This window comes from Streptomyces sp. E11-3, assembly GCF_046540415.1.
Classification (GTDB): domain Bacteria; phylum Actinomycetota; class Actinomycetes; order Streptomycetales; family Streptomycetaceae; genus Streptomyces.
Window position 1 is genome coordinate 1,851,248 of the sequence record NZ_JAZGRL010000002.1, and the last position, 13,218, is coordinate 1,864,465.

Genomic DNA, 13,218 nt, shown 5'->3' on the forward strand with positions numbered 1-13,218 from the left:
GCGGCGGTGCCCACGGGCACCGCCGCCCCCGGAGCCGAAGACCTACGCGTCGCCGCCCGCCGCGCCCGGGTCGGCCGCCGCGACATCGAGCAGCTGGTAGCGGTCGATCGCCTGCTTCAGCGCCGAGCGGTCGACCCGGCCGTCCTTGGCGAGCTCGGTGAGCACCGCCAGGACGATCGACTGCGCGTCGATGTGGAAGAAGCGGCGGGCCGCGCCACGGGTGTCGGCGAATCCGAAACCGTCGGCCCCCAGCGAGGCGTAGCGCCCGGGCACCCACCGCGAGATCTGGTCGGGTACGGAGCGCATCCAGTCCGAGACGGCCACGAAGGGCCCCTCGGCGCCGGTCAGCTTCCGCGTGACGTACGGCACGCGCTGCTCCTCCTCGGGGTGCAGCAGGTTGTGCTCCTCCACCTCGACCGCGTCCCGCCGCAGCTCGTTCCAGGAGGTCGCCGACCAGACGTCGGCGCGTACGTTCCACTCCTCGGCGAGGATCTTCTGCGCCTCGATCGCCCACGGCACCGCGACACCGGACGCCATGATCTGCGCCGGAATGGTGCCCGTGTCCGCGGCCCGGACCCGGTGGATGCCCTTGAGGATGCCCTCGACATCGGTGCCGGCGGGCTCGGCCGGGTGCTGGATCGGCTCGTTGTAGACGGTGAGGTAGTAGAAGACGTCCTCGCTGTCCGGGCCGTACATCCGGCGCAGCCCGTCCTTGACGATATGCGCGATCTCGTAGCTGTAGGCCGGGTCGTAGGCGACACAGGCCGGGTTGGTCGAGGCGAGCAGCTGCGAGTGGCCGTCCGCGTGCTGCAGACCCTCACCGGTCAGCGTCGTACGCCCCGCGGTCGCACCCAGGACGAAGCCGCGCGCCAGCTGGTCGGCCATCTGCCAGAACTGGTCTCCGGTGCGCTGGAAACCGAACATCGAGTAGAAGACGTAGACCGGGATCAGCGGTTCGCCGTGCGTGGCGTACGCCGAACCCGCCGCGATCAGCGACGCCGTGCAGCCCGCCTCGGTGATGCCGTCGTGCAGCATCTGGCCGGTCGGCGACTCCTTGTACGCCAGGAGCAGCTCGCGGTCGACCGACTCGTACTGCTGGCCGAGCGGGTTGTAGATCTTGGCGCTCGGGAAGAAGGCGTCCATACCGAAGGTGCGGTACTCGTCGGGCGCGATCGGCACGATGCGCTTGCCGATCTCCTTGTCCCGCATCAGGTCCTTCAGGATGCGGACGAACGCCATGGTCGTGGCGATCGACTGCTGCCCGGAGCCCTTCCTGGCCGCCGCGTACGCCTTGTCGTCCGGCAGGGCGAGCGGCTTGGCACGCACCACCCGGATCGGGACGTAACCGCCGAGCCCCTTGCGGCGGTCGTGCATGTACTGGATCTCTTCGGAGTTCCGGCCGGGGTGGTAGTACGGCGGGGCGCCGTCCTCCAGCTGCTGGTCGGTGATCGGCAGGTGCAGCCGGTCGCGGAAGTGCTTGAGGTCGTCGACCGTCAGCTTCTTCATCTGGTGGGTGGCGTTGCGGCCCTCGAAGTTCGGGCCGAGGGTCCAGCCCTTGACGGTCTGCGCCAGGATCACCGTCGGCTGGCCCTTGTGCGCCTTGGCCGCCGCGTACGCCGCGTAGATCTTCTTGTGGTCGTGGCCGCCGCGGCCCAGGTGCAGCAGCTGGGCGTCGGTCATGCCCTCGGCCATCGCGCGCAGCCGGTGGTCGTCGCCGAAGAAGTGCTCGCGGATATACGCGCCGGTCTCGGTGGCGTACGTCTGGAACTGGCCGTCCGGGGTCTTGTTCATCTTGTTGACCAGGATGCCGTCGCGGTCCTGGGCCAGCAGCGGGTCCCAGGAGCGGTCCCAGATCAGCTTGATGACGTTCCAGCCGGCGCCGCGGAACTGCGACTCCAGCTCCTGGATGATCTTGCCGTTGCCGCGTACCGGGCCGTCCAGGCGCTGCAGGTTGCAGTTGACGACGAAGGTCAGGTTGTCCAGGCCCTCACGGGCGGCGATGGACAGCTGGCCGAGCGACTCGGGCTCGTCCATCTCGCCGTCGCCCAGATACGCCCAGACGTGCGACTTGGAGGTGTCGGCGATGCCGCGTGCCTCCATGTAGCGGTTCATCCGGGCCTGGTAGATCGCACCGAGCGGGCCGAGGCCCATGGAGACGGTCGGGAACTCCCAGAAGTCCGGCATCGACCGCGGGTGCGGGTAGCTGGACAGGCCGTTGGGGGACTTCGACTTCTCCTGGCGGAACCCGTCCAGCTGCGGCTCGGAGAGCCGGTCCAGAAGGAACGCGCGGGCGTAGATACCCGGCGACGCGTGGCCCTGGAAGAAGATCTGGTCGCCGCCGTCGCCCTCGTCCTTGCCGCGGAAGAAGTGGTTGAAGCCCACGTCGTACAGGGAGGCCGACGAGGCGAAGGTGGCGATGTGGCCGCCCACGCCGATGCCGGGGCGCTGGGCGCGGGAGACCATGACGGCCGCGTTCCAGCGGGTCGCGTTCAGGATCTTGCGCTCGATCTCCTCGTTGCCGGGGAAGAACGGCTCGTCCTTGGTGGCGATCGTGTTGACGTAGTCCGAGCTGCGCATCTCGGGTACGGCGACGCGCTTCTCACGGGCCCGTTCGATCAGCCGGAGCATCAGGTAGCGGGCACGCTCGCGACCGCGCTCGTCGACGGCCGCGTCGAGCGACTCGAGCCACTCCTGAGTCTCTTCGGGATCAAAGTCCGGGACCTGGCTGGGAAGGCCGCCAATGATGATCGGGTTGCGATCTGATCCGGAAGCCACGCTGTTCCTTCGCTGTCGGTCGTGCTGGCTGCATGGGTGGGCGTCGCATGGGGTTGGCGCCGGTCCCCATCGTCTACCCAGGCGGCCCAAACGTCATCTGTACCGAGGGGTAACCTCCGGCGCGGCGCACCGCGACAGGTGGTGCGATGTGTGATGAATCACCGATCAGGCTTAAAACGGACGTCGAATCGGACACAGAGGCGGGGATTGAGTTGCGGTGACACGGCCGGGAACGTCACCGTTTCGGCGGTCTCGTAGGCCGGGTACTTGCGCGATCCGCCCCGCCCGTGTGGACTACGGCCAGTGCCTCGCGTATGCGCGCGGCTGAAAACATCTTCCAAAACATGATCAGGAGGCAACCCGTGAGCGCGACCGCGGACCACGCGGAGGAGCGGACCAACCCCGCCGCAAGGCTGGGTTTCCAGCCCGAGCAGGTGGTCCAGGAGATCGGCTTCGACGAAGACGTCGATCACGAACTCCGCGAGTCCATTGAAGAGCTCATCGGCAGCGAGCTCGTCGACGAGGAGTACGACGACGTTGCCGATGCTGTGGTGCTGTGGTTCCGAGAGGACGACGGCGACCTGACGGACGCGCTGGTGGACGCATCCCAGCTGGTCGACGACGGTGCCCCGGTCTGGCTGATGACCCCGAAGACCGGCCGCGACGGCTATGTCGAGCCCAGCGACATGAACGAAGCCGCGCAGACCGCGGGTCTCTCGCAGACCAAGACCATCAACGCGGGCAAGGACTGGAACGGCAGCCGTCTGGTCACCCCGAAGACGGCGAAGTCCAAGCGCTGAGCCACCCGCCCGCATGAGCCGGGCCTTTCACGCCATGGAGCCCCCGTCGACCTCGGTCGGCGGGGGCTCCGCCTTGTGCACCGGGCGCGCCGCGCGATGCGTAGGGTGGTCTCGTTCTCACCCCTGTGGCCTAACGGCACAGGTTCCGCTCCGCTGAAGGGACGCGTATCTCATGGCGATCGAGGCAGGCACCAAGGCCCCGGACTTCGAGCTGAAGGACCAGCACGGCCAGGCCGTGCGGCTTTCGGACTTCCGTGGCGAGAAGAACGTGGTGCTGCTCTTCTATCCGTTCGCTTTCACCGGTGTGTGCACCGGTGAGCTGTGCGCGCTGCGCGACGAGCTGCCGAAGTTCGTCAACGACGACGTCCAGCTGCTCGCGGTGTCCAACGACTCGCCGTTCACCCTGCGCGTCTTCGCCGAGAAGGAGGGGCTCGACTACCCGCTGCTGTCGGACTTCTGGCCGCACGGCGAGGCCTCGCGCGCGTACGGCGTCTTCGACGAGGAGAAGGGCTGCGCGGTGCGCGGCACGTTCATCATCGACAAGGAGGGCGTGGTCCGCTGGACCGTCGTCAACGGCCTCCCCGACGCCCGCGACCTGAGCGACTACGCCAAGGCGCTCGGCTCGCTCTGATCCGGTCCCGTTGATCCGGTTCTTATCCTGCCCCGATCCGGCCCTGATCCTGTCTCGGGCGGGAACCCGTCACTAGGATCGGATCGTTGATCCGATGCACACGCACTACTTGGGGGCTAGGCCCTCGACACCAATTTAGGGAGGACCCGTGGGAGTCAGCCTCAGCAAGGGTGGCAACGTCTCACTGAGCAAGGAGGCCCCCGGCCTGACCGCGGTCATCGTGGGTCTCGGCTGGGACGCCCGCACCACCACCGGTGGTGACTTCGACCTCGACGCCAGCGCGCTGCTGACGAACGCCGCGGGCAAGGTCGCCAACGACCAGAACTTCGTGTTCTTCAACAACCTCAAGAGCCCCGACGGCTCCGTCGAGCACACCGGTGACAACCTCACCGGTGAGGGCGAGGGCGACGACGAGGTCATCAAGGTGAACCTCGCCGGCGTACCGGCCGACGTGGACAAGATCGTCTTCCCGGTCTCGATCTACGAGGCCGAGTCCCGCCAGCAGTCCTTCGGGCAGGTGCGCAACGCGTACATCCGCGTCGTGAACGAGACCGGCGGCGCCGAGCTGGCCCGCTACGACCTCTCCGAGGACGCCTCCACCGAGACCGCGATGGTCTTCGGCGAGCTGTACCGCAACGGCGCGGAGTGGAAGTTCCGCGCCGTCGGCCAGGGGTACGCCTCCGGTCTGCGCGGCATCGCGCAGGACTTCGGCGTCAACGTCTGAGCCTCGCGTTCTTTTCGTCGTCCGGCGCCCCCCACCANCCGCTCACACCCAGGTATGGGCGGCATCCCGCTACCCCGGTATGACGCCCCACCGGCCGGGGCCTGCCTACCCTGATCAGGCCATGAGTACCTCACCCCCGCCCCCGGATCGCGCCCAGGCCCGCCGCCGCCTGCTCACCGCCGCCCACACCGGACTCCGGGACCTGGGCGCGGCCCTGTCGACGCCCAGCCCGTCCGACCGGGTACCACTCGCGCAGGCGTCCAGGGCCTGGGTGCGGGCGCTGCCGTACGTGATCGTGATGGGGGCGATCGCCGCGCTCCTGCCGGTGACGGTCACCGTCCTGGTCCAGGACTACCGGGTCCCCGGCGCCCTCGCCGGGGCCCTCGCGACCGCGCAGACCGCCCCCCTGCTACTCGCCCTGAGACGCCCCCTGCCCGCCTGGTGGATCATCTTCGCCGCCGACGTGCTGGGCGGATTCGCCCTGCTCGCCGCCGACGGGGTCACCGACCGCTCCTGGCCGTGGACCCCCATGGTCGTCGTCGGCTACCTCCTGCTGATGGTCCTGCTCGCGGTACGCGAGTCACGCCGTACGCTGCTCGCCGTCTGGCTGACGACCGGCGCCGCGGGCCTGGTCTTCGAACTCATCTCCCAGGACAAGAGCGACGGCATCCACCTCCTCCTCTTCGTCCTCAGCGGCGTCGTCCTGGTCGTCACCGCGGCCCTGCGCGAACGCGGCGAGGCCCAGCGCCAGCTGGCCGAACAGGAGACGATCAGCGAGGCCGAACGCTCCCGCCGCACCCTGCTGGAGGAACGCACCCGTATCGCACGGGAGTTGCACGACGTGGTCGCCCACCACATGTCGGTGATCACCGTGCAGGCCGACTCGGCCCCGTACCGCATCCAGCACCTCCCACCCGAAGCGCGCGAGGAGTTCACCACCATCGCCGCGAGCGCCCGCGAGTCCCTGACCGAGATGCGGCGGCTGCTCGCGGTGCTGCGCAGCGAGGACGCCCAGGGCGAGCGGGCCCCACAGCCCGGCCTGGACAAACTCCAGCAACTCGTAGAGACCACGGTACGAGCCGGAGTCCCGGCCGAACTCTCCCTCGCCGCCGAACTCGGCGCGGTACCCCAGGCGGTCGACCTGTCCGCCTACCGCATCGCCCAGGAGGCACTGTCCAACGTGGTACGCCACGCCCCAGGAGCAGCCACCCGGGTCTCGGTAACCTCCGACGACAACGACCTGACGGTCCTGGTGGTCAACGGCCCCGCCACCACACCGGGTTCCGCGCTGGAGACCAGCGGCACCGGCCACGGCCTGGTCGGGATGCGCGAGCGCGTACGGTTGACCGGCGGCTCGCTGGACGTGGGCCCACTGCCGGACGGCGGCTTCCGGGTCGCGGCCCGGCTTCCGCTGCGTACGAAGGGCACCGCTCCGTGACCATCCGGGTGATCATCGTCGACGACCAGGCCATGGTGCGGGCGGGGTTCGCCGCGCTGCTGTCCGCGCAGACCGACATCGACGTGGTGGGCGAGGCACCGGACGGCAAGCAGGGCATCGAGGTCAGCCGCTCGACCCACCCCGACGTCGTGCTGATGGACGTACGCATGCCGGAGATGGACGGACTGGCGGCGGCCCGCGCACTCCTCGACCCACCCCCAGGGGTCGTCCACCGCCCCAAGGTCCTCATGCTCACCACCTTCGACGTGGACGACTACGTCTACGAGGCGCTCCGCGCGGGAGCCTCGGGCTTCCTCCTCAAGGACGCGCCACCCGCCGACCTGATCGCCGCGGTCCGCGTGGTCGCCTCCGGCGACGCCCTGCTGGCCCCCTCGGTGACCCGCCGCCTGATCGCGGACTTCGCCAAGCAGCGCCCGGCACCCCGCAAGGACCCCGCCCTCCGCCTCAACGGCCTCACCCCACGCGAGACAGAGGTCCTGGAACTGATCGCCCGCGGCCTCTCCAACCAGGAGATCGCGAAAGGCCTCGTCCTGGCCGAACAGACCGTCAAAACCCACATTGGCCGCGTACTGGCCAAACTCGACCTGCGCGACCGCGCCCAAGCGGTGATCTTCGCCTACGAATCGGGCCTGGTGGCCCCGGGCGACGCGAACTAGGCGGAGTAATACCCGGGTACGACCTCACACTTGGCGCTCCGGTGTGACGCCCACGCCGAGCCCGTCTTCCTACCTTCCACCCCGTCAGCGAACACGACGGACGAAGAGGAAGACGGGCGACGATGCACACCCCTCGCTTCAAGAGAACCCTGGTGGCCGCCGCGCTCACGACGACCGTCGTGGCCGGAACGGCGGGCTGGGCCCTCGGCAACGAGCAGCAGCCCGTCACCGGCCCGGTCCCCGGCGTCAGCTCCTGGCGCGCCGACCGCGACCTGGGCCGCCAGTTGCCCGACCCGGCAACGGCATCCCCCACCCAGGTGGCCGCCTTCTTCGCCACACTGACCGCCGACCAGCAACACGAACTCGCCACCCGACACGCCCTGGTGGTCGGCAACCTGGACGGCGCCCCGGTCACCCTCCGCTACACGGCCAACGCCCAAGCCCTCAAAGACGAGCGCGCCAAGCAGCGGACCCGCGCCACCGACCCCGAACTCCCCTCCCGTGACCACGAAGCGGCCCGCACCCGAGCCGACCGCTACACCCGACTCCTCTCCGACGGCCGCCAGATCCTCGCCTTCGACCCCCGTGGGCGCGGCCAGATCGCCGAGGTCTACGGCGACTTGACGGCCGCCGAGCATGTCTCGGTCATCGTCCCCGGCTCGGACATCGACCTGACCAGCTTCGACCGTACGAGCAACCCGTACGGCACCCCGGCCGGGATGGCCCGCTCGCTGTACGCGGCCACGGAGGAGCGCACGGCCGTGATCGCCTGGACCGGCTACACCACGCCGGTCGGCATCGGCCCGGACGCCGCGACGGGCCGCCTCGCGGAGGCGGGCGCGCCACGGCTGGCCCGCTTCGTCCAGGGCCTGACCGCGTCCGGCACCCCCGACCCGGCCGTGTTCTGCCACAGCTACGGCTCCGTGGTCTGCGGCCTGGCCGCGGCGGACATGCCCGCGTCCGACATCGTGGTGGCCGCGTCGCCCGGCATGCGCGCGGACAAAGCCACCGACCTCAAGACGACGGCCCGCGTCTGGGCCGCCAAGAACGACTCCGACTGGATCGACAACGTCCCCAACGTCGAGTTGCTCGGCCTTGGCCACGGGACCGATCCCACGGCGGCCGGGTTCGGGGCCCAACGGGTCCCGGCGAGCGGGGCCCGGGGCCACAGCGGCTACTTCGCCCCCGGCACGGACTCGCTGAATGCCTTCGCCCGTATCGCCCTCGGGCTTGGTTCGACGATTGCCCCGTAGCGAGCAGTTGTGCCCACCCGTTCCGCCCTGCGGAACGCATGCCCACAACGGTGAGGACCGACCATGACCACCGGCGCCGCCGCGCTCCGCAAAGCCGCCCGGTCCATCGACGCCAGGACCCCCGCGCACCGCGACCGCGCCATCGACGGCCTACGGGCCCTCGCCCTGCTGGCCGTACCCCTCGGCCACTGGATGCTCGGCGGCTTCACCCTCGACGCGGACGGGGCGCTGCGCAACGCCAGTCCGCTGGAGGCGTTCGGGGCGTTCGCCCCGGCCAGCTGGGTCCTGCAGATGCTGGGCATCTTCTTCCTGGTCGGCGGCTACGCCTCGGCCCTCTCCTACCGACGTACCACCGCACGCGGCGAGTCCACCAGCGCCTGGCTCCGCAGCCGGGTCGCCAGACTCGGCAGGCCGGTGCTCGGGGTAACCGCCGTATGGGCGGCCGCGATCCCCGTCCTCTACACGGCGGGCGTACCAGCCACCACCCTCCGCACCGGATCGACCCTGGTGATCCAACCCCTGTGGTTCGTAGGCGTGTACGTGGCGATCACCGCCCTCACGCCGTACTGCGTACGCGCCACCGAACGACTCGGCGCCTGGGCAGCCGCCCCACTGCTCGCCACCGTCGCCGTGGTCGACGTCCTGCGCTACGGACCGTACGCGGACGCCATGCCGTCCTGGCTCAGCATGCTGAACATCATCCCCGGCTGGATGTTCGCCTACCAACTGGGCGTCAGCTGGGCCGAACGCAGGCTCGGCACACGGGGCGCCTGGCTGCTCCTGCTAGGCGGATCCGCGCTCTTCGCCACCCTGCTGCTCGCCTTCCACTACCCCGCGTCCATGGTCGGCGTCCCCGGCGAGGCCCGCACCAACTCCCACCCCCCGTCCCTCCTGGTCCTGACCCTCGCCGCCGCACAGAGCGGCGCGGCGATCCTGCTTAGCGACCGCCTGGGAAGCCTGCTGCGCCGCCCCGCCCTGTGGGCCCCGGTCGTCGTAGTCAACCTCTCCGCGATGACGATCCTGTGCTGGCACCAGACGGCGATGTTCGCGACGGCGGCACCCGCGTCGCTCCTGGGCGAAGTCGCGGGGCTGACCACGGCCCCGGACACGCTGGCCTGGATCGCGGCGCGCGCGGCGTGGCTACCGGTGTTCGCGGGCCTGCTGATCCTGATGGCACGACACACACGGCGGTTCGAGGCACCGTGGCGGACGGGAACCCCGGCATCGAGTGCACGGCGCGCGCTGGCGGGCCTACTGGCGGCGGGCTTCGCGGTGTTCGCGCTGGGCCTGGCGTAGGGCTGGGGGACAAGCCCCCCGCCCTCACATCACCGACCGGACCGAATGGGCGGAACTACTCCCGCCCCGCCGAAGTGAACGCCATATCCGCATAGCGCCCACCCGCGACCTTCCCCGCGATCGGCTCCAGCAGCGCCAACTCCTCCTCGCTGAGGGTGATCCGGGTCGCGCCGGTGTTCTCCTCAACGCGCGCCGTCTTCCGCGTACCAGGAATCGGCACCACGGCCAGCCCATGCACCGCCGCCCGCTGCTGCACCCACGCCAACGCCACCTGCCCCAACGTCACCCCGCGCGCCGAGGCCACCGCCCGCAGCGGTTCCAGGAGCGCCGCGTTGACCGCCGCGTTCTCGCCGTTGAAGCGCGGCAGCGTACGCCGGAAGTCGTCCGCCCCCAGCTCCGCGCCGGCGTTGACGAACGCGCCGGTCAGAAAGCCCCGGCCGAGCGGCGAATAGGGCACGAACCCGACGCCGAGCCGAGCCGCCGTGGGCACCACCGCGGCCTCCACGTCACGGCTGAAGACCGACCACTCGGACTGCACGGCGGCGATCGGGTGCACGGCGTGCGCCGCGGCCAGCTCGGGCCCGGTGACCTCGCTCAGCCCCAGGTGCTTGACCTTGCCCTCCGCGACCAGCTCCGCCATCGCCCCGACCGACTCCTCGATCGGAACGTTCACATCCCGCCGATGCATATAGTACAAATCAATACAATCCACACCGAGCCGCCGCAGACTGCCCTCGACGCACTCCCTCACATACGCCCGGTCGTTGCGGATACCGCGCTTGGCCGGATCATCGCGATCCAGCACGATGCCGAACTTGGTCGCGAGAACGATGTCCTCCCGGTGCGCCTGGACGAACGGCGCGATGAACTTCTCGTTCTCACCGAAGCCATACATGTCGGCGGTGTCATACAACGTGACGCCCAGTTCGAGCGCCCGCTCCAGCGTGGCCCGCGCCGCGTCCGCGTCGGTCGGACCGTACGCGAAACTCATCCCCATGCAGCCGAGTCCCTGAACACCGACCTCGGGCCCATCCGTCCCCAACCGCACCGCAGCCATCTCACTCATCAACTTCAGGCTCCCTCTGGCGCCCGCCGGGCGCCCGCATAGTGGTCGATCTTGTAGTCGAGTACGGAGAGCGTGTCCTGGAGCTCCGCGATCCGGGCCCGCACATCGCGCCGGGTCTCCTCCAGAAGCTGCTGGCGCTCGTCGAAGGTGTGCTCGCCCTGGCGCACCAGCTCGGCATAGCGGACCATCCCCGCGACCGGCATGCCGGTCAGCCGCAGCTTGCCGACGAACTCGAGCCAGTCCAGGTCGCGGTTGGTGAAGCGCCGCTGACCGGTGTGCGACCGGTCGATATGCGGCATCAGGCCGATCCGCTCGTACCACCGCAGGGTGTGCGCGGTCAGGCCGGTGAAGGCGGCGACCTCGCTGATCGTGTAGCGGTCCTGCCCCTCGGGGCGCGGATGCGGGGGTGGTGGCGCGGTGCAGACGTTCGTCGTTCCTGTGCGTACGGGCGTGCTCTCCGTCACCGTCATGGCGTCAACGCTAGGACCTTGGAGTGCACTCCAAGCAAGGAGAAATAAGATCTCACCAGTGCCCAGGACGCCCGAGCTGCCCCGGAAGCCGGGTCTCCGCGTCCCCCTTCGCCGCGTTGAGCTGAGCCTGGGTAACGAAGACCGCACCCGTAAGGTCGGCCCCACTCAGGTCCGCGCCGCGCAGGTCCGCGCCGATCAGGTCGGCCGTCCTCAGGTCGGCTCCGCTCAGGTCCGCCGCGACGAGCAGGGCACCGCGCAGATTGGCGCCCCGCAGGTCCGCGCCGCGCAGGCGGGCCCCGACCAGATCGGCACCACGGCGGTTCTTCCGCCCCGGCACCTCGGCCCGCACCAGCTCACTGGCACGCAACAGCAGCTCGCTCACCTCACCACGCACCCGCGCCACATCCAGCTTCAGCAGCGCGTCCGCATCGGCACCGGCATAACCCTGAAGGTCATCAAGGACGCTCCGCAGCTCGCCGTGCACAGGGCGGGCCTTCGCCAGCTCCAGAGCCTCGGTGACGTACCAAAGCAGCTCATGGAGCTGACGCATGACAGGAAACACATCGAACATCTGCCGACGGCTGTCCGGCGCCTGACGCCAGTCCCGCCCGCCGAAGGTGACCTGGGACACCTGCTGCCCCGCGCCGAAGCAGTCGAAGACGGTGCAGCCGGAGTAGCCCGTCTCACGCAGCCGGGCATGGATGCCGCAGCGGAAGTCCGCCGCCAGGTTCTTGCACGGGGTACCCGCGGCCTTGTCGACGGCGAAGTCGGCCGAGGCGGCGAAGGGCAGCGCGACACAGCAGAGCCCGAAGCAACTGCCGCAGTCAGCAAGGAGATTGGGCCCGGTGAAGGCTTCGGACGACGGGGACAAGATACGTACGCTCCTACGACAAACAGAGACCGAGCACCCATTCTCCCGCACGCCGCGGCCCGCCCCAAGCCGTCCATCCGCCACGCACTAGGCTCGTACGTATGCAGAGCCTGGCGATGATCGAGAACTGGCCGGTGCCCACCGCGGCCGCCGCCGTAGTCCGAGCGAACGGCACCGTCGCAGGGACCCACGGCCCCACCTCCCGACGCTTCCCACTCGCCTCGGTCACCAAGCCGCTGGCCGCGTACGCCGCGCTGGTCGCGTACGAGGAGGGCGCGGTCGAACTGGACGAGCCGGCCGGACCCGAGGGCTCCACGATCCGCCACCTGCTCGCGCACACCAGCGGCCTCGCTTTCGACGAGCACCGGGTGACGGCCCCGCCCGCCACCCGCCGCCTCTACTCGAACGCGGGCTTCGAGGTGCTGGGCGACCACATCGCCAAGGCGACGGACATCCCGTTCGCCGAGTACGTACGACAGGCGGTGTTCGAGCCGCTCGGCATGACGCAGACGTCCCTGGACGGCTCACCCGCCAAGGACGGCATCTCCACCGTGGACGACCTGACCCGCTTCGCCGCGGAACTCCAGGCCCCACAGCTCCTCGACCCGCGTACGGTCCTGGAGGCGATGACCGTGGTACACCCCGGTCTGTCCGGAATTCTCCCCGGCTACGGCCACCAGAAGCCCAACGACTGGGGCCTGGGCTTCGAGATCAGAGCCACCAAGTCCCCACACTGGACAGGCACCACATCCTCACCCGCCACGTTCGGCCACTTCGGCCAGTCGGGCACGTTCCTGTGGGTAGACCCGACCGCAGCCGCAGCCTGCGTAGCCCTGACGGACCGGGCGTTCGGCCCGTGGGCGATCGAGGCCTGGCCCCCGTTCACGGACGCGGTACTGGCGGAACTCACACACGCGTAGGACAAGCGGACCTCAGGACGCACAACCGACGTAAGGGGACACGGCGGGGGGTGCGCGCGCAGCGCTGACTGTCACCACCGGGCGCGCCACATCCCACGGGGTGCGCGTTCAGCGTGAGCACGTACCCCCCGGCGGGGCCCCGACCCACGACCGGACAGCGCGCACACCGACCAGCGGAGGCCTTACAACTCCCAGAAGAGCACCTCCGCGGAGGCAGAGCCCGCGGCAACCACCTCAAGCCCACTCTCCCCCTCTACACGCACCGCGTCCCCCGCCCCCAGCCCGACTCCCCCCAGC

At 69.9% G+C, this 13,218-nt stretch carries 12 protein-coding genes; 8 read left to right on the top strand and 4 right to left on the bottom strand.

What is annotated here, in order from left to right; translation table 11 throughout:
• Positions 1-42: 42 nt before the first annotated feature.
• Positions 43-2,775, bottom strand: a complete 2,733-nt coding sequence (gene aceE / locus U9R90_RS27500) for a pyruvate dehydrogenase (acetyl-transferring), homodimeric type (RefSeq protein ID WP_411059370.1) — start codon at positions 2,773-2,775, stop codon at positions 43-45.
• A 362-nt stretch (positions 2,776-3,137) separates the two neighbouring features.
• On the opposite strand from aceE, the gene U9R90_RS27505 reads away from it, so the two are divergent.
• From U9R90_RS27505 to U9R90_RS27535, 7 genes are all read left to right on the top strand, one after another.
• Positions 3,138-3,575: a DUF3052 domain-containing protein gene (locus tag U9R90_RS27505; protein ID WP_411059371.1), complete on the top strand. Its 438-nt coding sequence runs from the start codon at positions 3,138-3,140 to the stop codon at positions 3,573-3,575.
• Between the two features lie 172 nt (positions 3,576-3,747).
• Entirely contained in the window at positions 3,748-4,206 is a 459-nt protein-coding gene (locus tag U9R90_RS27510) for a peroxiredoxin (protein WP_411059372.1), read from the top strand.
• Positions 4,207-4,354: 148 nt separating this feature from the next.
• The gene (locus U9R90_RS27515; protein ID WP_411059373.1) at positions 4,355-4,930 is read left to right on the top strand and encodes a TerD family protein; all 576 of its coding nucleotides are present in this window, start codon (positions 4,355-4,357) and stop codon (positions 4,928-4,930) included.
• Between the two features lie 121 nt (positions 4,931-5,051).
• Entirely contained in the window at positions 5,052-6,368 is a 1,317-nt protein-coding gene (locus tag U9R90_RS27520) for a sensor histidine kinase (protein ID WP_411059374.1), read from the top strand.
• Positions 6,365-7,045 (top strand): response regulator, encoded by a 681-nt coding sequence (locus U9R90_RS27525; protein ID WP_411059375.1) that lies wholly within the window; start codon positions 6,365-6,367, stop codon positions 7,043-7,045. The genes U9R90_RS27520 and U9R90_RS27525 overlap by 4 nt, the downstream gene beginning before the upstream one ends.
• A 122-nt stretch (positions 7,046-7,167) precedes the next feature.
• The gene (locus U9R90_RS27530) at positions 7,168-8,298 is read left to right on the top strand and encodes an alpha/beta hydrolase (RefSeq protein ID WP_411059376.1); all 1,131 of its coding nucleotides are present in this window, start codon (positions 7,168-7,170) and stop codon (positions 8,296-8,298) included.
• 63 nt (positions 8,299-8,361) lie between these two features.
• Positions 8,362-9,594 carry an acyltransferase family protein gene (locus U9R90_RS27535; protein ID WP_411059377.1) on the top strand — a complete coding sequence of 411 codons (1,233 nt, stop codon included), beginning with the start codon at positions 8,362-8,364 and terminating at the stop codon, positions 9,592-9,594.
• A 55-nt stretch (positions 9,595-9,649) separates the two neighbouring features.
• Here U9R90_RS27535 and U9R90_RS27540 read toward each other — a convergent pair whose 3' ends face one another.
• From U9R90_RS27540 to U9R90_RS27550, 3 genes are read right to left on the bottom strand one after another with little or no spacing between them, the layout of a single operon-like run.
• On the bottom strand, positions 9,650-10,660 hold the full coding sequence (locus U9R90_RS27540) for an aldo/keto reductase (protein WP_411059378.1): 1,011 nt from the start codon (positions 10,658-10,660) through the stop codon (positions 9,650-9,652).
• A gap of 5 nt (positions 10,661-10,665) precedes the next feature.
• A complete protein-coding gene (locus U9R90_RS27545) occupies positions 10,666-11,130 on the bottom strand; it encodes a MerR family transcriptional regulator (RefSeq protein ID WP_411059379.1) in 465 nt (154 codons plus the stop codon).
• Between the two features lie 52 nt (positions 11,131-11,182).
• On the bottom strand, positions 11,183-12,001 hold the full coding sequence (locus U9R90_RS27550; RefSeq protein WP_411059380.1) for a pentapeptide repeat-containing protein: 819 nt from the start codon (positions 11,999-12,001) through the stop codon (positions 11,183-11,185).
• Positions 12,002-12,102: 101 nt separating this feature from the next.
• Here U9R90_RS27550 and U9R90_RS27555 point away from each other — a divergent pair, with 101 nt between their 5' ends.
• The gene (locus U9R90_RS27555) at positions 12,103-12,921 is read left to right on the top strand and encodes a serine hydrolase domain-containing protein (protein ID WP_411059381.1); all 819 of its coding nucleotides are present in this window, start codon (positions 12,103-12,105) and stop codon (positions 12,919-12,921) included.
• The last annotated feature ends 297 nt before the right edge of the window (positions 12,922-13,218 follow it).